At 70.2% G+C, this 21240-nt stretch carries 13 protein-coding genes; 10 read left to right on the plus strand and 3 right to left on the minus strand.

The genetic code is table 11. From position 1 onward, the window contains the following. Positions 1-81: 81 nt before the first annotated feature. The 7 genes from ACY34M_RS10040 to ACY34M_RS10070 all read left to right on the plus strand — a co-directional run bounded on the left by ACY34M_RS10040 (position 82) and on the right by ACY34M_RS10070 (position 10659). Positions 82-945, plus strand: coding sequence for a LysR substrate-binding domain-containing protein (locus tag ACY34M_RS10040; protein ID WP_462719252.1), 864 nt, complete (start codon positions 82-84; stop codon positions 943-945). 290 nt (positions 946-1235) lie between these two features. Further along, positions 1236-3065: an AMP-dependent synthetase/ligase gene (locus ACY34M_RS10045; RefSeq protein WP_462719253.1), complete on the plus strand. Its 1830-nt coding sequence runs from the start codon at positions 1236-1238 to the stop codon at positions 3063-3065. Positions 3066-3155: 90 nt separating this feature from the next. Beyond that, positions 3156-4913, plus strand: coding sequence for a DUF2207 domain-containing protein (locus tag ACY34M_RS10050; RefSeq protein WP_462719254.1), 1758 nt, complete (start codon positions 3156-3158; stop codon positions 4911-4913). Positions 4914-5016: 103 nt separating this feature from the next. Further along, positions 5017-6279 carry an ABC transporter substrate-binding protein gene (locus ACY34M_RS10055; RefSeq protein ID WP_462719255.1) on the plus strand — a complete coding sequence of 421 codons (1263 nt, stop codon included), beginning with the start codon at positions 5017-5019 and terminating at the stop codon, positions 6277-6279. Positions 6280-6301: 22 nt separating this feature from the next. Continuing rightward, positions 6302-8974: an ABC transporter permease subunit gene (locus ACY34M_RS10060; protein ID WP_462719256.1), complete on the plus strand. Its 2673-nt coding sequence runs from the start codon at positions 6302-6304 to the stop codon at positions 8972-8974. Continuing rightward, a complete protein-coding gene (locus ACY34M_RS10065; RefSeq protein ID WP_462719257.1) occupies positions 8971-9711 on the plus strand; it encodes an ABC transporter ATP-binding protein in 741 nt (246 codons plus the stop codon). Before ACY34M_RS10060 ends, ACY34M_RS10065 begins: the two co-directional genes overlap by 4 nt. 114 nt (positions 9712-9825) lie before the next feature. Then, positions 9826-10659: an aldo/keto reductase gene (locus tag ACY34M_RS10070; RefSeq protein ID WP_462719258.1), complete on the plus strand. Its 834-nt coding sequence runs from the start codon at positions 9826-9828 to the stop codon at positions 10657-10659. A gap of 73 nt (positions 10660-10732) precedes the next feature. Here the strand turns inward: ACY34M_RS10070 and ACY34M_RS10075 are convergent, their stop codons facing one another. The 3 genes from ACY34M_RS10075 to ACY34M_RS10085 all read right to left on the minus strand — a co-directional run bounded on the left by ACY34M_RS10075 (position 10733) and on the right by ACY34M_RS10085 (position 15005). Then, the gene (locus ACY34M_RS10075; protein WP_462719259.1) at positions 10733-11647 is read right to left on the minus strand and encodes a class I SAM-dependent methyltransferase; all 915 of its coding nucleotides are present in this window, start codon (positions 11645-11647) and stop codon (positions 10733-10735) included. 119 nt (positions 11648-11766) lie between these two features. Beyond that, a complete protein-coding gene (locus tag ACY34M_RS10080) occupies positions 11767-13503 on the minus strand; it encodes a glycoside hydrolase family 6 protein (protein ID WP_462719260.1) in 1737 nt (578 codons plus the stop codon). A gap of 17 nt (positions 13504-13520) precedes the next feature. After that, positions 13521-15005: a cellulase family glycosylhydrolase gene (locus ACY34M_RS10085; protein ID WP_462719261.1), complete on the minus strand. Its 1485-nt coding sequence runs from the start codon at positions 15003-15005 to the stop codon at positions 13521-13523. Between the two features lie 244 nt (positions 15006-15249). Between ACY34M_RS10085 and ACY34M_RS10090 the strand changes: the two genes are divergently transcribed. The 3 genes from ACY34M_RS10090 to ACY34M_RS10100 all read left to right on the plus strand — a co-directional run bounded on the left by ACY34M_RS10090 (position 15250) and on the right by ACY34M_RS10100 (position 21230). Further along, positions 15250-18150, plus strand: a complete 2901-nt coding sequence (locus ACY34M_RS10090) for a glycoside hydrolase family 48 protein (RefSeq protein WP_462719262.1) — start codon at positions 15250-15252, stop codon at positions 18148-18150. A 110-nt stretch (positions 18151-18260) separates the two neighbouring features. Then, positions 18261-20900 carry a cellulose binding domain-containing protein gene (locus tag ACY34M_RS10095; protein WP_462719263.1) on the plus strand — a complete coding sequence of 880 codons (2640 nt, stop codon included), beginning with the start codon at positions 18261-18263 and terminating at the stop codon, positions 20898-20900. A gap of 108 nt (positions 20901-21008) precedes the next feature. Further along, positions 21009-21230 (plus strand): hypothetical protein, encoded by a 222-nt coding sequence (locus ACY34M_RS10100; RefSeq protein ID WP_462719264.1) that lies wholly within the window; start codon positions 21009-21011, stop codon positions 21228-21230. The last annotated feature ends 10 nt before the right edge of the window (positions 21231-21240 follow it).

Below are 21240 nucleotides of genomic sequence, written 5' to 3' on the forward strand. Positions count from 1 at the left end.
CCTCAGGACCGTGATCGGGAATCCTGCATACCGCTCTGACTGTCATCGCGTCGCGTGATGAGCAGGGGTACGGTTCGTGGCATGTACGACCCCGGACAGCTCAGGACCCTGCTCGCCGTCGCGCAGACGCTGAGCTTCACGCAGGCCGCGCGCCGCCTCGGCCTGCGGCAGTCGACCGTGAGCCAGCACGTGCGGCGCCTGGAGGACGCGACGGGGCGGACGCTGTTCACGCGGGACACCCACTCCGTGGAGCTGACGGAGGACGGCGAGGCGATGCTCGGTTTCGCCCGGCGGATCCTGGAGGTGCACGAGCAGGCGGGGGCGTACTTCACGGGGACGCGGCTGCGCGGCCGGCTCAGGTTCGGGGCCTCGGAGGACTTCGTGGTGACCCGGCTGCCCGAGATCCTGGAGTCGTTCCGGGCCGAGCACCCCGAGGTGGACCTGGAGTTGACGGTCGAGCTGTCGGGGACGCTGCACACGCAGCTGGACGCGGGGAAGCTGGACCTGGTGCTCGCGAAGCGGCGTCCGGAGGATCCGCGCGGCGAGTCGGTGTGGCACGACCGGCTGGTGTGGATCGGCTCCGAGCGGCTCCGCATCGACCAGGACCGCCCCGTCCCGCTGATCGTCTATCCGCCGCCGGGCATCTCGCGCGCCCTGGCCCTGGAGGCCCTTGAGCGGCACGGGCGGGCGTGGCGGATCGCCTGCACGAGCGGATCGCTGAACGGTCTCGTCGCGGCGGCGCGGGCCGGGCTCGGCGTGATGGCCCATTCGCACGGGCTGATTCCGCCGGGGCTCGTGCGGGTACCGGAGCGGGTGGGTCTTCCGGAGCTGGGCGAGGTCGACTTCGTGGTGCGCAGCGCGGCACGGGACGAGAGCGAGCCCGCGCGGGCACTCGCGCAGGCGATCCTGGCGGGCGGCGACCGGCTCCATCGCGGTGCGCGATAGCCGCAGTGGTACCGTCCCCGGAACCGACTACTCCGTCTAAAAACGGGGACACGGCCCGGCGGTGACCTCTTTGCACAGATCCAATGGAGGCTCGTGAAGAGGGCCGGGAGATTACGGTCCCGGAACTTACTCTCGCGTAAGTATTCTGCCCCGCTCCACCCGATGTGGCCCGTTATAAACGTCTGACCTGTGCAAATTCCGCGCACCTTCCGCTCAAAGAAGGCACTCCCGCAGGCGCTTGCTGTCGGGTACCGTCACCGACGCTGTGCGGAGCGCCACAAGGAGCAACTTTGCGTGAGTTCACCAACCCCCCTGTGGCGTCGGCGCCGCTCGTCGGCGGCCTGGCCGACGCCGTGTTCGATCACGCCCTGGACACACCGGGGCACATAGCCCTTGCCCGCAAGGACCGGCAGGGCAAGTGGCAGGACGTCACGTCCGCCCAGTTCTGCGACGAGGTGCTGCGGCTGGCCAAGGGCCTGCTCGCGCAGGGCATCCGGTTCGGCGACCGGGTCGCCATCATGTCGCGCACCCGCTACGAGTGGACGCTGTTCGACTTCGCGCTGTGGACCATCGGCGCCCAGGTCGTCCCCGTCTACCCGACGTCCTCGGCCGAGCAGGTCTTCTGGATGCTGTACGACGCCGAGGTGTCGGCGGCGGTCGTGGAGCACGAGGACCACGCGATGACGGTCGCCACGGTCATCGGCCGGCTGCCCCATCTGCACCGGCTGTGGCAGCTCGACGGCGGCGCCGTCGACGAGATCACCGCGTCCGGCGCCCACATCGACGACGAGACGGTGCACCGGCACCGCCGGGCGATCACCCCCGAGTCGACGGCCACGATCATCTACACCTCGGGCACCACGGGCCGCCCCAAGGGCTGTGTCATCTCGCACGGCAACTTCATGTACGAGGCCGACACCGTTGTCGCGTACTGGGAGCCGGTGTTCTCCTCCAAGCGCGACCGCACGCCCGCCACGCTGCTGTTCCTGCCGCTCGCCCACGTCTTCGGACGGATGGTGGAGGTCGCGGCGATCCGCGGCGGCGTGAAGCTGGCCCACCAGCCGGAGCTGCGGGCGTCCGTGCTCATGCCGGACCTGCAGTCCTTCAAGCCGACGTTCATCCTCGCCGTGCCGTACATCTTCGAGAAGGTGTTCAACGCGGCGCGCAGGAAGGCCGAGAGCGAGGGCAAGTCGGGGCCGTTCGAGAAGGCCATCGAATGCGCCGTGAAGTACGCGGACGCGCAGGAGGCCAAGGCCTTCGGCACGGGCCCCGGGCCCTCCGCCTCGCTGCGCATGCAGCACTCCGTCTTCGACAAGCTCGTCTACTCCAAGGTCCGCGCGGCGATGGGCGGCCGGGTGCGGCACGCGTTCTCCGGCGGCTCCGGCATGGACCGGCGGCTCGGCCTGTTCTTCGAGGGCGCGGGCGTCTCCATCTTCGAGGGCTACGGCCTCACCGAGTCGACGGCCGCCGCGACCGCGAACCCGCCGGAGCAGACCCGCTACGGCACGGTCGGCCAGGCGATCCCCGGCTCCAGCGTGCACATCGCCGACGACGGCGAGGTGTGGGTGTACGGCGGCAACATCTTCCAGGGCTACCTCAACGACCCGAAGGCCACCGACTCCTCCCTCTACGACGGCTGGCTCGCCACCGGCGACCTGGGCTCCCTCGACGAGGACGGCTACCTCACCATCACGGGCCGCAAGAAGGAGATCCTCGTGACCTCCGGCGGCAAGAGCGTCTCGCCGCAGCAGTTGGAGGAGCGGGTGCGCGACCACCCGCTGATCGCGCAGTGCCTGGTCGTCGGCAACGACCGCCCGTACATCGCGGCGCTCGTCACGCTCGACAACGAGGCCGTCGAGCACTGGCTCGGCATGCGCGGCAAGCAGACGATGTCCCCTGCGCAACTGGTGCGCGACTCCGACCTGGAGACCGAGGTGCGGCGCGCGGTGGTCGCCGCCAACACCCTCGTCTCGCAGGCCGAGTCGATCCGTACGTTCCGCATCCTCGCCCACCAGTTCACCGAGGAGCACGGACTGCTCACGCCGTCCCTGAAGCTGAAGCGCAAGGCGATCGAACAGGCCTACTCGGCCGAGGTCGATGCCCTGTACGGAACGCTGTGACCGCCTGTCGAGCGCTTTTGACCTGCGGCTAGGGTGTCGCGTCGCAAGGCATCGGCCTGGCGACCGACGACGTGGGAAAGAGGCACCCCGGTGAGACGCGGCAGCACACGGCGGCGCAGGCGGCTCGACACCTTGCTGGTGCTCGGCGCCGTCGTCCTGACCGGACTCGTGGCCCTCGCGACGGCCGCGATCGGCAAGCCCGGCGAGCGCGTCGACTCCCTGTGGGCCAACGCCGTGGTGCGCGCCGACGGCGGGCTGCGCGTGACCGAGACGATCGACTACGACTTCGCGGGCGGGGACAAGCACGGCATCTACCGGCAGATCCCCGGCACCAGGACGGGCATCGCCACCGGCCTGAAGGTCACGATGGACGGCCGGCCCGTACCGGTCGACATCCAGAAGTACTCCAGCTTCGTCAGCTACACGATCGGCGACCCGGACAGGACGGTCACCGGCCGCCACCGCTACCAGGTCGCGTACACGCTGCCGGGCGTCGTGGACGGCTCCGGGATCGACTGGAACGCCGTCGGCACCGGCTGGGACGTCCCCATCGCGCACGCCGAGGCGCACATCACCGCGCCCCACACCCTGCCGAACCTGCGCTGCGTGGCCGGCGACTATGCCTCCGACGACGCGTGCGCGCAGTCCGGTTCGCCGTCGCCGGGCCGCATCGACGCCTCCGCTGACGGCCTCTCGGCCGGGCAGGGCATGACCGTGTACGCGGACCGGGGCGCGGCCCTCACGGGCGCTCCGGCCGACCTGCCGCAGCCGCCGGAGGAGTTCATGGCGGCGCCGGAGGGGACCTCGCCGCTCGTCATCTGGGGCACGGCCACCGCCGCCGCGCTCGGGGCGGCGCTGCTCGCCACCCTGGTGATCCGCCGGCTCGGCCGCGAGCGGGTCCGTACGCCGCAGGGGATGCGCCGCCGCGACCGGCAGCGCCTCGCCGACGAGTTGCCGCCTTCGCCGACGCCGCCCGAGGGGCTCACCCCGGCGCAGGCAGGCGTGCTGCTCGCGGGGCGGGTCCGTAAGCACCACCGCACGGCCGCCCTGCTGCACGCGGCGACGACCGGGCACCTCGTCCTGCGCGGTCAGCCGAAGACCCCGCAGCTGTCCCGGCCGAGCGAGGAGCCGGAGGAGCCCACCGACCCGATGACCGCCGAGGCCCTGGACAAGATCTTCGCCCGTAACCGCAGCATCAGGCTCGGCACGTACCGCAAGGACTTCGCCACCGGCTGGAACCTGCTGGGCCGCAATCTGCGGCTGTGGCACCGCTCGGGCGGCGAGGGGCTGTGGGAGCCCGCGGCGCACGGCCGGTGGCTGGCCTCGGTGATCGTCGGCGGACTCGTGACGGCCGTGGGGCTGCGGCTGCTCTGCCCCGCCGCCTGGCAGCAGACCGACCCCGGCGAGCCCTGGGCTGCTCCCCTGGTGGCGGGCGCCGCGCTCGCGGGCGCCGGGGCGACGCTGATCCTGCGGGCGTGGGAGCTGCGCCGCCGCACGCCGCTCGGCACGCTGCTGTGGTGCCGGACGGAGGCGTTCCGGTGCCATCTCGCCGAGCCCCCGGCGGACCGGCCGGCCGACGCGGAGGCCCTGGCGGGCTGGGCGGTGGCGCTCGGTGAGACCGAGTCGTGGACGTCGGCCGCGGGCGTGACGGCGAGCGTCCCGATCCAGTCGTCCCCGCACACGGACCGGCTGCTCATGTACTCGCTGGCGCTGACGTCGGTGGCGAGCACCACCGCGGCCACGCCCTCGTCCTCCGGCAGCGGCGGCGGTGGCGGCTCCTCCAACAGCGGCTCGTCGGGCGGCGGTGTCGGTGGCGGCGACGGCGGCGGAGGCGGAGGCTCCTGGTAAACCGCCGGTAACTGACGAACCATCATTTGTCGATGCGTCAGTTATTGACGGTTCATCAGGTCGCGCACAGAATCACCCTCACTCCGACGGAGGGGGACCGACCGTGTCGCGACCGATCCGCGCCATCACCGCCACCGTGGCGGCACTCCTGCTCGCCACCGCCTGCAACTCCACCGCCAACAGCGGCACCAACACCGCGGGCGGTCAAGGGGGTTCGGTCCGCGGTGTGACCGACGACAGCATCAAGGTGGGCGGCATCGTCTCCATGACGACGTCGAGCGGCTACAGCAAGAAGGACACCGACCTCGGCGCGAAGGCCCGCTTCGACCGGGCCAACGCCGAGGGCGGGATCAACGGCCGGACGATCGACTACTTGGGCGCGGAGGACGACGGCCAGGACCCGGCGAAGAACCTCGCGGCGGCCCGCAAACTCGTCCAGCAGGACAAGGTGTTCGCGATCTCGCCGATGAGCTCGGTGACGTTCTCCGGCGCGGACTTCCTGCAGAAGCAGCAGGTGCCGACGTTCGGCTGGGGCACGCTCCCCTCGTTCTGCGGCCCCACGTACATCTACGGCTTCGGTGGCTGCATGGTGCCGATGCCGGGCGGCACCATCTCGCAGACCTGGCCGGAAGGGCTGAAGAAGGTCACAGGCGGCGCCAAGGGCAAGTCCGTCGCGATCCTCGCCAACGACAACGACGCGGGCACCTTCGCCATCCGCACGTACAAACAGTCCTTCAAGTCGGCCGGCTACAAGGTGTCGTACGCCAAGGCGACCGTGCCCGCGACCGCGGTGCCGAGCGACTGGTCGGCGTACACCAAGGAACTGCTGCGCAGCGACGGCGGCAAGGCGCCGGACGTGGTGGTCTCCGTGATGCAGACGCCGTACAACATCGGCCTGTTCACCGCCGTCAAGCGCACCGGCTACCGGGGCGTGCTCACGGATCCGACGGACTACGACCCCGGGCTGCTCGCCAAGAAGGCGACGAAGCAGGCGCTCGACGGGGTGCACGTGCTGCTGTCCTTCGAGCCGTTCGAGGCGCGCACACCCGAGATGACGCGGTTCAAGGCCGACATCAAGAAGGCGGCGGACGGCAAGGACACCCCGCTCAACATGCACATGATGACGGGCTACATGAGCGCCGACCTGTTCCTCGCCATCGCGAAGAAGGCCGGCAAGGAGCTGACCGTCGACTCGTTCCAGAAGGCGGCGGACGGGTTCTCCGACACCGGGACGCTCGTCGGGGACCGGACGCTGCCGCGCGGGCGCACCGAGTCGTTCGGCTGCGGGGCGCTCGCCCAGCTCAAGGACGGCGCCTACCGGGTGTCGTCGTCGTTCAAGTGCTATCCGCCGATCCCCTTCAAGTAGGCCGAAGGGAAGGGGTGTTCACGTGTCGGATCTTCTTGCCTTCGGCTTGAGCGGGCTCGTGTCGGGGGCGCTGTACGCGCTGCTCGCCACGGGGCTCGTGCTCTCCTACTCGGCCTCCGGCCTCTTCAACTTCGCGCACGGCGCGACCGCCTATCTGTGCGCGCTCGCCTTCTACGAGCTGCACTCCGGCTTCGGCTGGCCCGCCGTGCCGACGGCGCTGCTGCTCGTCCTCGTCGTGGCTCCCCTGCTGGGCTGGGGGCTCGACCGGCTGATGTTCCGGAAACTGGCGCGGGTCGGCGAGACCGCGCAGATCGTGGCGACGATCGGGCTGCTCGTCGCGCTGCCCGCGCTCGGACTGTGGATCGTCGAGCTGCTGGAGGACGCGGGCGCGCCGGTCAAACCGGCGGAGAACCAGTTCGGGCTGCCCGGCGTCGGGCCGAGCCCGGCGAAGAACTGGCAGCTGATGGACGGCGTCGGCATCGACTCGGACCAGCTGATCACATGGGTGACGACGGCCGTCGTCGCGCTCGGTCTGTGGATTCTGCTGCGCCACACGGCACTGGGGCTCAGACTGCGGGCGGCCGTCGACAACCGCTCGCTCGTCGAGCTGCGCGGGATCAGCGCCGACCGGCTGTCTTCGGTGGCGTGGATGCTGTCGTCGGGGCTCGCCGGGCTCGCGGGTGTGCTGGCCACTCCCCTGCTCGGGCTCTCCTCGCACGACTTCACGCTGTTCCTGTTCGTGTCGGCGACGGCCGCCGTGCTCGGCCGGTTCATGTCGATCCCGCTGGCCTTCGCGGGCGGCCTCGGGCTCGGGGTGCTGCAGAACCTGGTAGCGGGGTACGCCACGTTCGCGGAGAAGATCACGGGTTTTCGTACGGCGGTGCCGTTCCTGATCCTGTTCGCCGGTCTGCTGCTGCTCACGCGGCGGCAGCGGACGGCGGGCACGGCGGCGGTCGACGCGCCGCCGGTCGACTATCTGGCGGGGCGGTCGTGGCTGCGGCGCTGGGGGCCGTGGGCGTCGGCAGCCGTGCTCATGGCCCTCGCGTTCTACACGGTGACGACGCCGTTCTGGAGCGGGATCCTCGCCCAAGGGCTCGCGATCTCACTGGTGTTCCTGTCGTTCACCGTCGTCACCGGGCTCGGCGCGATGGTGTCGCTGGCGCAGGCCGCGTTCGTGACGGGCGCGGCGCTCGTCGCGGGGCTGCTGATGAGCCACGGGGTGCCGTTCATCTGGGCCACGCTCGCCGGGACGTGCGCGGCGGCCCTGCTCGGGGCGCTCGTGGCGCTGCCCGCGCTGCGGCTGGGCGGGCGCTCCCTCGCCCTCGCCACGCTCGCGCTCGCCTTCCTCGCGGACCAAGTCCTGTTCCAGCTCGGCTGGTTGCGGAACGGCGACACCGGGTGGGAGATACCGCGCGCGGTGGCAGGTCCGATCGACCTCGGCGACGACCGGGCGATGGGCGTGGCGATGGTCGTGCTGTGCACGGCGGCCGTCGCGGGGCTCAGCGCGCTGCGGAACTCGCGGGCCGGGCGGGCGATGCTCGCCGTGCGCTCCGCTCCGGCCGCGGCGATGGCCTCCGGGGTCTCGGTGCTCCGCACGAAACTGCTGCTCTTCACGGTCTCGGCGGGGCTCGCCGGGTTCGGCGGCGTGATGTACGCGTCGTACAACACCCGCATCACGGCGACCGACTTCACGGCGATGACCGGTCTGATCTGGCTCGCCGTGGTGGTCGCGGCGGGGGTTCGGCGGCCGCAGTTCGCGGTGGTCGCGGGCCTCACCTTCGCCGTCGTACCGCATCTCATCAGCGACTACCTGACCAAGTCGGTGCAGCTGCCGGTGATCCTCTTCGGTCTCGCGGGGCTCGCGCTCGCCAATGACCCGGACGGCTACTGCGCGGCGGTCCCGGCCCGCCGCCACCGCCGCAGGACCGCCACGGCCGAGGCCGTCGACGAGCACCCGCCGACGGCGGGACCGGACCCCGACGCCGCGCTCCAACTCGCGGCAGTCCAGGCGGGATACGACGGCGCCCGCGTCCTCCAGGGCGTCGACCTGACCGTGCACCCCGGCGAGATCGTGGCACTCCTCGGACCCAACGGCGCCGGGAAGTCCACCACGTGCAAGGTCGCGGCGGGCCTCCTGGCACCGCAGCAGGGCGAGGTGTACGTCGCCGGGGAGCCGGTCGGCCGCGCGGGCGCGGTCCGCCGGGCGCGCTCCGGGGTGGTGCTCGCGCCGGAGGGGCGCGGCATCTTCCCGTCCCTCACCGTCGACGAGAACCTCGCCCTGCAACTCCCGGAGCAGGCCGACCGGTCGGCGGTCTACGAGCGGTTCGCGGGGCTCGCCGCGCGCCGCGACGTCACCGCGGGCTCGCTCTCCGGCGGCGAGCAGCAGCTCCTCGCGCTCGCCCCGCTGCTGCACCGGCCGCCCCGCGTCCTCGTCGCCGACGAGCCTTCGCTGGGTCTCGCGCCGCGCGTCGCCGACGAGGTGTACCGGCTGCTCGCCGAACTCCGTGACGCGGGAACGGGGTTGCTGCTCGTGGAGGAGAAGGCGTCGGAGATCCTCGGTGTCGCGGACACCGTGGCGTATCTCGCGCAGGGCCGCGTCACCTGGTGCGGGCCGCGCGAGAAGGTGGAGGCCGAGCGGCTCACGGAGGCGTACCTCGGCATCGCGGCGACCAGCACGCAGGAGGCCCGGTCATGAGCGAGGCGTACGTACTGGAGGCCGAGGGCGTCGGCGTGCGGTTCGGCGGTGTGCGGGCCCTCGACGGGGTGGGGCTGCGGCTCGCGGCCGGCGAGGTGTGCGGGCTGATCGGGCCGAACGGCGCGGGCAAGACGACGCTCTTCGACGTCGTCTCCGGGATCCGCAGGCCGGACGCGGGCCGGGTGCTGCTCGACGGCGCGGACGTCACCCGGCGCTCCCCGGTCTGGCGGGCGCGGCACGGGATGCGCCGCACGTTCCAGCGCCAGCAGCCGTTCGGGCAGCTCACGGTCGCGGACAATCTGCTGGTGGCGCAGGAGTGGCGGCGCGGCGGCGCGGATCCGGAACTCTCCGGGAAGCTGCTCCGCGACTGCGGCCTCGAAGACCTCGCCGACACGTACGCGGGAACGCTGCCGGTCGGCCGGGCCCGGATGCTGGAGCTCGCGCGGGCCGCGGCCGACCGGCCGCGCGTGCTGCTGCTCGACGAGCCCGCGTCCGGCATGACCGCGCAGGAGCGGGAACTGCTCGCGGCGACGGTGCGGCGGCTCGCCGGGGACGGCTGCGCGGTGCTGCTCGTCGAGCACAACGTGGCCTTCGTGATGGAGCTGTGCGCCCGGGTCGTGGTACTCGATCTGGGATCGGTGCTCGCGGAGGGTTCCCCTGAGGTGATCCGGGCGGACACACGGGTACGCGAGGCATATCTCGGGACACAGACCCCGGCGCAAAGTTCACATACGTGACTGTCATGCTGGTGTCACCCACAGGAATGCGCGTACGCCCGTGATCGTTGACCATGGGAAGTACCGGATTAACAAGAGCCACCCATCACCGGACGAATTAAGGATCGACACCTCGTGAGCAAGGTTCCCCCGATCATCCTGAACAACGGCGTCGAGATGCCCCAGCTCGGCTTCGGCGTGTGGCAGGTGCCGGACGACGAGGCGCAGACCGCCGTCGCCACGGCCCTTCAGGCCGGGTACCGCAGCATCGACACCGCGGCGGCCTACGAGAACGAGACGGGCACCGGCAAGGCCATCGCCGCGTCCGGCGTTCCCCGCGACGAGCTGTTCGTCACGACGAAGCTGTGGAACGCCGACCAGGGTTACGACTCCACGCTGCGCGCCTTCGACGCCTCGCTCGACAAGCTGGGCCTCGACTACGTCGACCTGTACCTGATCCACTGGCCGCTGCCGTCCAAGGGCCTCGCCGTGGAGACGTACAAGGCCTTCGAGAAGATCCACGCGGACGGGCGCGCCAAGTCCATCGGCGTCTCCAACTTCCTGCCGGAGCACCTGGACCAGCTGACCGCCGAGACCTCCGTGATCCCGGCCGTCAACCAGATCGAGCTGCACCCGCACCTCCAGCAGCGCGTCTCCCGCGAGAAGCACGCGGAGCTGGGCATCGCGACCGAGGCCTGGTCGCCGCTCGGCCAGGGCAAGGGCCTCCTGGAGGTCCCGGCCATCATCGCGATCGCACAGAAGCACGGCCGCACGCCCGCGCAGGTCGTCCTGCGCTGGCACATCGAGCTGGGCAACGTGGTGATCCCGAAGTCCGTGACGCCGTCGCGGATCAAGGAGAACATCGACGTCTTCAGCTTCGAGCTCGACACCGAGGACCTCGGCGCCATCTCCGCCCTCAACGAGGACCGCCGCCTGGGCCCGGACCCGGCGACGTTCGACGTCGCGTGACGCACACGTGAAAGGGGGGCCCCGGCGGGGCCCCCCTTTCGCATGTCCGGGGTCGGAGCCCGGGAACAGGTCCTCAGGCCTCCTTGACCGCCGTGTGCACGGTGTGTGCGGTCAGCAGGAAGAGGTCGTCGCGGCGGTGGAGGCTCTGCGGATCGTCCTTGTCCATGAGCCGGCCGATCGTGGCCATGTCCTCGGGCGACAGTGCCTCGGCGAAGACCTCCAGGCGACGCTTCCACAGATCGACGACCGTCTCGCGGGCCTCGCCCGTCAGCGGCGCGGGCAGGTCGAGCAGGAAGGTGCGGCTGACCGCCCCGGTCAGGCCCGCGTCGGTCAGCAGCTCCGCCCAGTTCTCCGTGTCCTGCTTGGCGCCCGGCAGCTTCGCGCGCATGTCGCCGAACCACTCCTCCTCGATGGCGTCGGCCCGCGCCTGCAGTCCGGGCCGACCGAGGCCGAAGTCGCGCGGCAGGCAGCGCTGCGGCAGTCCGCCCTCGACGAGCGCGAGGGTGCCGCCGGGCGCGAGCCGCTCCGCGAGCGCGGCCACCGCGGCCCGCTGGTCCCCGACGTGGTGCAGGGAGCGGGCCGCCCAGATCAGGTCGGCGGACGGCAGCTCGCCGATGTTGTCCGGGAGCTCGACGCGCAGCGTGCTCGTCCGCCCGGCGATGCCGGCCTCCGCGAACCGCTCGGTGGCGCGGGCGAGCAGCGCCTCCTCCGGGTCGGCCGCGATGACGCGGGCCTCGGGGAAGGCCTCGGCGAGGTGCAGCGACACGGCGCCGGGCCCGGCGCCCGCGTCGACGATCAGGCCGGTGCCGGCCGGGCGGGACGCGCGCAGCCAGTCGAGGGCCTGCGTGTAGAGCGGCTCGTACACGGAGGCGTTGCGCTCCAGCATCGGGATCATGTCGGCCCAGTCGATGTCGGTGTGGTCGTGCCCTCCGTGACCGCCGTGCTGACCGTGCCCGTGCTGGCCTTCTTCGTGGTGGCTGTGTGCCATGCGTGGGGTCGCCGCCCTTCGTGCCCGTATGTCGTCCGTCGACCTCAGGGTGCGCGGACGACATACGGGCGGGCAAGCCACGTTGCCGGGTCGGCAATTTCCCGGCTACGGCACCTGGCCTACAGCGCCGGGTAGGCGTTCTTCATGAGCTCCTGGAACTGGGCGGAGAACCAGTGCCCGGACACCGGAGCGTTCGGCAGCGCCCCGCTCATGTGGTTGTTGTTGCGCGGGTTGCCGGTGTACGTCGGGTCGCACATGCGGTCGAAGCCCTTGCCCTCGTCGTTGTCGATGGCGGTGCTCGACCCGTCGGACTCGCCCGGCGGCTTCATCCAGACGTAGGCGTCGATCCCGGTGGCCGGATTGGCCTGCGGGCGTTCACCGAGTCCGGCTCCGGACTGGTTGCACCAGTTGCCGGGGTTGATGCGGCGGTCATAGCGCCCGCCGTCCACGTACGTGTCGACGTCGGTCTTGGCGCCGGGACCGGTGGGCCGCGCCGTGCCGCCCCAGCCGTTGCGGGACGTGTCGATCAGCATGCCGAGGTTCTGGTCGAAGCCGAGCGAGACCAGCTTGTCGCGCATGGCCTGCGCGTAGGACAGCTCGTCGGTGTAGCGGTTCCAGTCGACCCACTTCGACTCGCGCACCGACTTGCCGTTGACGCTGTCGCCGATGGCGAAGTTGTCCTCCTTCAGGGCGCTGTAGTTGGCGGTGTTCACGATGAAGCCGTGGACGTCGGAGAGCTTGGCGCCGTTGCTGGTCGCGGTGGTCTTGAACAGTTCGGCGGAGGGGGCGAAGTTGTCGTCCCAGCCGAGCCAGCCGTGGTGGCCGGCGTCGATGTAGTTGTAGACGTTGGCGATGTCACCGAGCTTGTCGAGGGCGTAGCCGACGCCCTTCTGATAGTTGCCGTTGGCCTTCATGGTGTCGCAGTTGGGCGTGGCGGTCGGGCGGCCCGAGACGTTGGTGACGAGGTTGGGCAGCGAGTCGAGCTCGACCGTGGTGACGATGCGCAGGCCCGCGTACTTGGGGTCGCCGAGGATCTTCACGATCGGGTCGATGAAGTCCGACTTGTACTTGTCGATGTCGTTCGGGCCGAGCTCGCCGTTGGAGGCGAGCGCGGCGCAGTCGCGGCCCGGCAGGTCGTAGACGACCAGCTGGACGACCTCCTCGCCGCTGCCCTTCTGGGCGAGCGCGGCGTCGAGGTGGTCGCGCAGGCCCATGCCGTCGCCGACGCCCTCGATGGCGGCGATCCGGTCGAGCCAGACGCCGGTGGGCTGGTTGGCGATGCGGCTGCCGCCGGTCTCCGCCTTGGCCTTCGCGGACCACTCAGGGTTCACGTACACCTTGGCACCGGCGTACGGGTTGTCGACGCGGGCGCCGGGCTCGGTCGGGTCGGTCGGGTCCGTGGGGTCGGTCGGTCCCGAGGTGTCCTCGTTGCAGGTGACACCGTTCAGCTTGAACGTGGTCGGCAGCGCGTTGCTGCCGCTGTAGGTGGCGTTGAAGCCGAAGGAGGTGGAGCCGCCGGTGGCGAGGCTGCCGTTGTACGAGACGTTCTTGGCGGTGACGGCGGACCCGGACTGGGAGAGGTCGGCGTTCCAGCCGGAGCTGACCTTCTGGTTGCCCGCGTACGACCAGGTGAGGTTCCAACTGTTCACCGCGGCGCCGTTGTTGGTGACGGTGACGGCGGTGGTGAAGCCACTGCCCCAGTCGTTCTGCACCTTGTAGTCGACGCTGCAGGCGGGGGCCGCGGCGGCCGCGGGCAGCGCGACGGCGGTGGTCACACAGCCGGCGCCGGTGAGGGCGAGGGCGGCGAGCGCCGCGGCGGTGGCCCGGGAGCGGGATCTGGGTCGGGTACGGCTCATGGTGTGGGGTGCCCCTTTCAGGGGTTGATGGCTTTCAGGTGGTCGCGCAGGCCGACTCCGAACGCGGTCGGCGTGCCGTCGTAATTGCTGATCAGCGAGGGACCGGAGGAGCAGTCCCAGGTGTTCCAGGTCCAGCCGAGGTACGACTGCTTCCGGTCGTCGAACCACTTCATGACCCGGTCGATGAAGGCGTGGGAGCAGGTGTTCTCGCCGATCTCCCCCGCCACCAGCGGGACCTGCGCCGCGACGGGCGCCAGCTGCTCGTCCCAGCAGGCTTCGCTGGAGCAGGTGTTGAAGTTGTAGACGTGCCAGGCCGCGGCGAGATTGCCGGCCGGGTCCGACGGCTTGTGGGCGAGCCACTGCCGCAGGTCGTTGGAGTACGCGAGGCCGCCCGCCAGGATCAGGTTCCGGGCGCCCGCCGCGCGCACGGCGTCCACCAGGTCCTGCATGCCGGCCACCTCGTAGCCGATGCCGGGACAGGTCCCGCCGTCCTTCCAGCAGGCCCAGGCCTCGGAAAGGGTGGACGTGGCACGGTCCGGGTACGGCTCGTTGAACAGGTCGAGGACGACCTCCGGCTGCGCCTTGAAGGTGCTCGCGACCGAGGACCAGAAGCTGGGCGCGTACTTGGCGTCCGGCATCGGTTTCTGGCAGCTGGCGTGGACGTCGGAGCAGCCCGCCGAGTTCCCGGTGTACTGGCCGTACGACCAGTGCATCTCCAGGATCGGCGTCATGCCGTTCGCCTTGACACGGTCGACCAACTGTTTGATGGCGCTCTGGTAGTTGGCGCCCGAGTACTCGGGCTTGATGTTGTCGAGGCCGAGCCAGCACTCCTCGTTGAGCGGGATGCGGACGGCGTTCGACTTCCAGTCGGCGATCGCCTTGATCGCCGCGTCGTCGACGGGGCCGTCGAAGATTCCGTAGCCCTGTACGCACATGAACTCGGCGCCGGAGCGGTTCACGCCGAGGATGCGCCGGGTGGCTCCGGATGCGTCGACGAGCTTGTTGCCTTCAGCCTTCAGGGCGGGGGCGCCGCTGTCGGGCCCGGGCGGGTCCGTGGGGTCGGTGGGATCGGTCGGATCGGTCGGGTTCGTCTCCTCGTTGCAGGTGACGCCGTTCAGCTTGAACGACGTGGGGACGGTGTTGGCGCCCGACCACGAGCCGATGAAGCCGGCGGAGACGGAGGCACCTTGGGCGAGCGCGCCGTTCCATGCCTCATTGCTCGCGGTCACGGTCTTTCCGGACTGGGACCATGCGGCGCTCCAGCCCTGAGTGACCTTCTGGCCGTCGGCGAAGTCGAAGGACAGGCTCCAACTGTCCTTCGCCGCGCCGTTGTTCGTGACCTTCACGGCTCCCTGGAAGCCGCCGCTCCACTGCCCGGTCACGGAGTACTCGACCGTGCAGGCGGGTGCGGCCGCCGAAGCGGAGCCGGTCAGGGGGACGAGCGCGGCCGCGGCGAGCGCGGCGCACGCCCACAGCGACAAAAGGGGCGGGGGATGTCGCATGAGCGACTCCTTGCAGCTCGGACAGACCGGTACGGGACCGGCGCGTCGACTGATGGAATCGCTCCCACTGGTTGCCGCTGGACTGTAGACAAATAAGTTCCGCCGAGCAACAGAGCAGTTCTGAATTTCCGCTGTCGAATTAATTCGACGCTCCAAGCCTCTTGACCCCCTCTCCCCCCAGCATCATCTTGGGAGCGCTCCCACTGGTTCACAGGTTGTTCAGAGCCGCAAGGAGGAACCCCCCATGCCCAAGAGACCGGCCCGGCGGTTGTGGACCGCTGTTGCGGCCGCCCTGGCACTACCGCTCGCCACCCTTGCCGCACTCCCAACGACCGCTCAGGCAGCGGCAGTTGAGTGCAGTGTCGACTACCGGACCAACGACTGGGGAGCCGGCTTCACGGCCGATCTGACGGTCACCAACCGCGGCTCCGCGGCGATCGACGGCTGGACCCTCACCTACGCGTACACCGGTGACCAGAAACTGTCGAACGGCTGGAACGGGACCTGGTCGCAGTCCGGCAGGAACATCACGGTGAAAGACGCCGGATACAACGGAAAGATCGCGGCGGGCGCCGCGATTTCGACCGGCGCGCAATTCTCCTACAGTGGCTCGAATTCAGCGCCCACGAATTTCGCGATCAACGGAACAGCGTGCGTCGGCGCCCATCAGCCGCCGATCACGGTGCTCACCAGCCCCAAGGCCGGCGCGGTCTACACGGCCGGTGACGCGGTCCCGCTCGCGGCGACCGCCGCCGCGGCCGACGGCGCGAGCGTCGAGAAGGTCGAGTTCTACGACGACACGACGCTCATCGGCACCGACACCACCGCCCCGTACGCGCTGGAAACGGACGACCTCAAGGCCGGTGCGCACTCGCTGTACGCGGTGGCGACCGACAGCAAGGGCGCCACCGGTGAGTCGACCCCGGTCGGCATCACGGTCGCGGCGGGCGCCGCCGTGGTCGCGAGCCCCGCCCAACTCGGCGTCCAGCAGGGCAGGTCCGGCACGTTCGACGTGAAGCTGTCGACGCAGCCCACCGCGAACGTCGCCGTCTCCGTGGCCCGCACGAGCGGCAACACGGGCCTGTCGGTGTCGTCCGGCGCGAGCCTCACCTTCACCCCGTCGAACTGGAACACGGCGCAGAAGGTGACGGTGGCCGCCGACTCCTCCGGTACCGGCGCCGCCACGTTCACGGCCACCGCGGCAGGACACACCAAGGCCGAGGTCACCGTCACGCAGCTGGCCGCGTCCAAGGAGTACGACGCCCGCTTCCTCGACCTGTACGGCAAGATCACCAACCCGGCGAACGGCTACTTCTCGCCGGAGGGCATCCCGTACCACTCGGTCGAGACCCTGATCGTCGAGGCGCCCGACCACGGCCACGAGACGACGTCGGAGGCGTACAGCTACCTGCTGTGGCTCCAGGCCATGTACGGCAAGGTCAGCGGCGACTGGTCCAAGTTCAACGGCGCGTGGGACATCATGGAGAAGTACATGATCCCGACGCACGCGGACCAGCCGACGAACTCCTCGTACAACGCGTCGAAGCCCGCGACGTACGCACCCGAGCACGATCTGCCCTCGCAGTACCCGGCCAAGCTGGACTCCTCGGTCTCAGTGGGCCCCGACCCGATCGCGGGCGAGCTGAAGAGCGCGTACGGCACGGACGACGTGTACGGCATGCACTGGCTGCAGGACGTCGACAACGTCTACGGGTACGGCAACGAGCCCGGAAAGTGCGAGGCGGGCCCGACCGCCACGGGGCCCTCCTACATCAACACGTTCCAGCGCGGCGCGCAGGAGTCGGTGTGGGAGACGGTGCCGCAGCCGACCTGCGACGCGTTCAAGTACGGCGGGAAGAACGGGTACTTGGACCTGTTCACCGGTGACTCCTCGTACGCGAAGCAGTGGAAGTTCACCAACGCCCCGGACGCCGACGCGCGCGCCGTGCAGGCCGCGTACTGGGCGGACGTCTGGGCCAAGGAGCAGGGCAAGGGCTCGCAGGTGTCGGCCACGGTCGGCAAGGCCGCGAAGATGGGCGACTATCTGCGGTACTCGATGTACGACAAGTACTTCAAGAAAGTCGGCAACTGCACCTCGACGAGCTGCCCGGCCGGCACCGGCAAGGACGCCTCGCACTACCTGATGTCCTGGTACTACGCGTGGGGCGGCGCCACCGACACCTCGGCGGGCTGGGCCTGGCGGATCGGTTCGAGCCACACGCACGGCGGCTACCAGAACCCGCTCGCCGCGTACGCGCTCTCCTCGTACGCGGACCTGAAGCCCAAGTCGGCGACGGGGCAGGCGGACTGGGCGAAGTCGCTCGACCGGCAGCTGGAGTTCTATCGCTGGCTGCAGTCCGACGAGGGCGCCATCGCGGGCGGCGCGACGAACAGCTGGGGCGGCAGCTACGGCACCCCGCCGTCCGGCACACCCACCTTCTACGGCATGGCCTACGACGAGGCGCCGGTCTACCACGACCCGCCGTCCAACCAGTGGTTCGGCTTCCAGGCGTGGTCGATGGAGCGCGTCGCCGAGTACTACCAGCAGACGGGTGACGCCGACGCCAAGGTGGTCCTGGACAAGTGGGTCGACTGGGCCCTGTCCAAGACGACGGTCAACCCCGACGGCTCGTTCCGGATCCCCTCCACGCTCCAGTGGTCGGGCAAGCCGGACACGTGGAACGCGTCAAGTCCCGGCGCCAACACGGGACTTCACGTCACGGTCGCCGACTACACGAACGACGTGGGCGTCGCGGCTGCGTACGCCAAGACACTGACGTACTACGCCGACAAGTCCGGTGACACGGAGGCGAAGTCGACGGCGAAGGCGCTGCTCGACGGCATGTGGAAGAACAACCAGGACGCGCTGGGCATCGCGGTGCCCGAGACACGCGCGGACTACAGCCGCTTCAACGACTCGGTGTACGTGCCGAGCGGCTGGACGGGCACGATGCCGAACGGCGACAAGATCGACTCGTCGTCGACGTTCTCCTCGCTGCGCTCCTTCTACAAGAACGACCCCAGCTGGCCCAAGATCCAGTCCTACCTGGCGGGCGGCGCCGCGCCCACCTTCACGTACCACCGGTTCTGGGCCCAGGCGGACATCGCGCTCGCCATGGGTTCGTACGCGGAGCTGCTCGAATAACGCCCTGCTGAGAGCGGCTCCGTTTGGCCGGGCCGGGTGGTCCTCTCCTCTCCGAGGGCCGCCCGGCCCGCACCCCTGTTCCCCCCCTCCCTCGACTCTCTGGACTTCACATGCGAAGACCACGCACCCGGCTGCTCGCCGGGGCCGTACTCACCCTGGCCGCAGGCCTGTTGATCCCACCGGTGGCGCAGGCGGCCGGGCCGAAGGCGGCCGTGGCAGCCGACACGTACACCTGGAAGAACGCCCGGATCGACGGCGGCGGCTTCGTGCCCGGCATCGTCTTCAACCGCTCCGAGAAGAACCTCGCCTATGCCCGCACCGACATCGGCGGCGCCTACCGCTGGGAGCACGTCACCAAGTCCTGGACGCCGCTGCTCGACTCGGTCGGCTGGGACGACTGGGGGCACACGGGCGTGGCCTCGCTCGCCACCGACTCCGCCGACCCCGACAGGGTGTACGCGGCCGTGGGCACGTACACGAACGACTGGGACCCGGGCAACGGCGCGGTGCTGCGCTCCGCCGACCGGGGCGCGACCTGGAAGAAGGCGGACCTCCCCTTCAAGCTCGGCGGCAACATGCCCGGCCGCGGGATGGGCGAGCGCCTGGCGATCGACCCGCACGACAACAAGGTCCTCTACCTGGGCGCGCCCAGCGGCAAGGGCCTGTGGCGCTCGACGGACGCGGGTGTGACGTGGTCGCAGGTCACGGCCTTCCCGAACGCCGGCACCTACGTGCCCGACCCGTCGGACACCTCGGGCTACTCGTCCGACAAGGCGGGCGTGGTGTGGGTGACGTTCGACGAGTCGACGGGCTCGGGGACCGCCCGCACGAAGACGCTCTACGTCGGGGTGGCCGACAAGGAGAACTCCGTCTACCGGTCGACGGACGCGGGCGCGAGCTGGGAGCGGGTGGGCGGCCAGCCCACCGGTTACGTCCCCCACAAGAGCGTCCTCGACGCCGAGAACGGCTACCTCTACGTCGCGTACAGCGACACCGGCGGCCCGTACGACGGCGGCAAGGGCCAGGTGTGGCGGTATGCGACGAAGACCGGTGAGTGGAAGAACGTCAGCCCGGCGGCCGACGCGGACACCTCCTTCGGCTACAGCGGCCTCACCCTCGACCGGCAGCACCCCGGCACGGTCATGGTGACCGGTTACAGCTCCTGGTGGCCGGACACGCTGATCTTCCGCTCGAAGGACAGCGGCGGCACATGGACCAAGGCGTGGGACTACTCCTCGTACCCGAACCGCGAGAACCGCTACACGCTGGACGTGTCGTCCGTGCCGTGGCTGAGCTGGGGCGCGAACCCGGCGCCGCCCGAGCAGTCGCCGAAGCTGGGCTGGATGACGGAGGCGCTGGAGATCGACCCGTTCGACTCGGACCGGATGATGTACGGGACGGGCGCGACGATCTACGGAACGGAGAACCTGACCACGTGGGACACGGGCGAGAAGTTCACCATCACCCCCATGGTCAGGGGGCTTGAGGAGACGGCCGTCAACGACCTGGCCTCCCCGCCGTCCGGCGCCCCGCTGCTGAGCGCGCTCGGTGACATCGGCGGCTTCCGGCACACGGACCTCACGAAGGTCCCCTCGATGATGTTCACCTCCCCCACCTTCACGTCCTCGACGAGCCTCGACTTCGCGGAGTCCGAGCCCGATGTGGTGGCACGCGCGGGGAACGTCGACTCGGGCGCACACGTGGCACTCTCCAACGACAACGGCGCCAACTGGCATGCGGCGGGCAGCGAGCCGTCGGGTGTCACCGGAGGTGGCACCGTGGCGGTGTCCGCGGACGGCGGCCGGTTCGTGTGGAGCCCCGACGGGGCGGGGGTGCAGACGGGCACGGGCGGTGCGTGGACGGCGTCGAGCGGGGTGCCGGCGGGCGCGACGGTCGAGTCCGACCGCAAGGACCCGTCCCTCTTCTACGCCTTCAAGTCCGGTACGTTCTACGCGAGTTCGGACGGCGGAGTCACCTTCACGGCGAAGGCGTCGACCGGCCTGCCCGCGGACGGCCCCGTCCGCTTCAAGGCGGTCCCCGGCGCCAAGGGTGACATCTGGCTCGCGGGCGGCTCGGCGAAGGGCGCGTACGGGCTGTGGCACTCGACGGACGGCGGCGCGACGTTCACCAAGGTGTCGGGGGTCGAGCAGGCGGACACCATCGGCTTCGGCAAGGCGGCACCGGGCGCGACGTACCAGACCCTCTACACCAGCGCGAAGATCGGCGGAGTGCGTGGCATCTTCCGCTCGACGGACGCGGGTGTCTCGTGGACCCGCGTCAACGACGACGCCCACCAGTGGGGCTGGACGGGCGCCGCGATCACGGGCGACCCGCGGGTCTACGGCCGGGTGTACGTGTCGACGAACGGCCGTGGTGTCATCTACGGCGACACGGCCGGCACCACGGACCCCGACCCTGAGCCGGTGGGCGCCTGCGCCGTCACGTACAAGGTCACCAACGAGTGGCCGGGCGGCTTCCAGGCGGACGTGACCCTGAAGAACACGGGTACCTCGGCGTGGACCGGCTGGTCACTGGGGTGGTCCTACGCGGACGGCCAGAAGGTGACACAGGCGTGGAACGCGCAGGTGACTCAGTCGGGCACGACCGTGACGGCGAAGAACGTCGACTGGAACGGCAAGGTGGCACCGGGCAGCTCGGTGACATTCGGCTTCACGGGCTCCCGCGACGGCACGACGAACACCAAGCCCACAGCATTCAAACTGGGCGACCAGAGCTGCACGGTGAGCTGAAGAGGCTCCCCGTGTTGCTCAGGTCATGCTCAGGTCTTGCTCAACCCACGCATCGCCCCGCGGGCATCGGGCATGATCACGTACGTCGGGCAATCACGGGGAGCAGTCATGGCCAAGCCGGTACGGGCGTCGTTGGGCGAGATGTGGATCAAGTGCCAGATCTGCGAGAGCGACGAGTTCCGGGAGCGGAACGTGAAGCTGAACAGCACCGGCGGAGAACTGCTCAAACTGGCCTGGGCGGACGAGAACGCCACCGGGTTGATCTGCTGGCGGTGCGGCTATGTGCACCTTTTCGCCAACCAGCAGATCAAGCTGCACCGCGTGAAATAGGCGTGCGGCT

The organism is Streptomyces sp. EDA2-14 (assembly GCF_054963755.1).

Excerpts from the sequence above, each read along its gene's own strand:
- ACY34M_RS10040 (WP_462719252.1), top strand. The coding sequence starts at position 82 with ATGTACGACCCCGGACAGCTCAGGACCCTGCTCGCCGTCGCGCAGACG.
- ACY34M_RS10065 (WP_462719257.1), top strand. The coding sequence starts at position 8,971 with ATGAGCGAGGCGTACGTACTGGAGGCCGAGGGCGTCGGCGTGCGGTTC.
- ACY34M_RS10075 (WP_462719259.1), bottom strand. The coding sequence starts at position 11,647 with ATGGCACACAGCCACCACGAAGAAGGCCAGCACGGGCACGGTCAGCAC.
- ACY34M_RS10080 (WP_462719260.1), bottom strand. The coding sequence starts at position 13,503 with ATGAGCCGTACCCGACCCAGATCCCGCTCCCGGGCCACCGCCGCGGCG.
- ACY34M_RS10085 (WP_462719261.1), bottom strand. The coding sequence starts at position 15,005 with ATGCGACATCCCCCGCCCCTTTTGTCGCTGTGGGCGTGCGCCGCGCTC.
- ACY34M_RS10090 (WP_462719262.1), top strand. The coding sequence starts at position 15,250 with ATGCCCAAGAGACCGGCCCGGCGGTTGTGGACCGCTGTTGCGGCCGCC.
- ACY34M_RS10095 (WP_462719263.1), top strand. The coding sequence starts at position 18,261 with ATGCGAAGACCACGCACCCGGCTGCTCGCCGGGGCCGTACTCACCCTG.
- ACY34M_RS10100 (WP_462719264.1), top strand. The coding sequence starts at position 21,009 with ATGGCCAAGCCGGTACGGGCGTCGTTGGGCGAGATGTGGATCAAGTGC.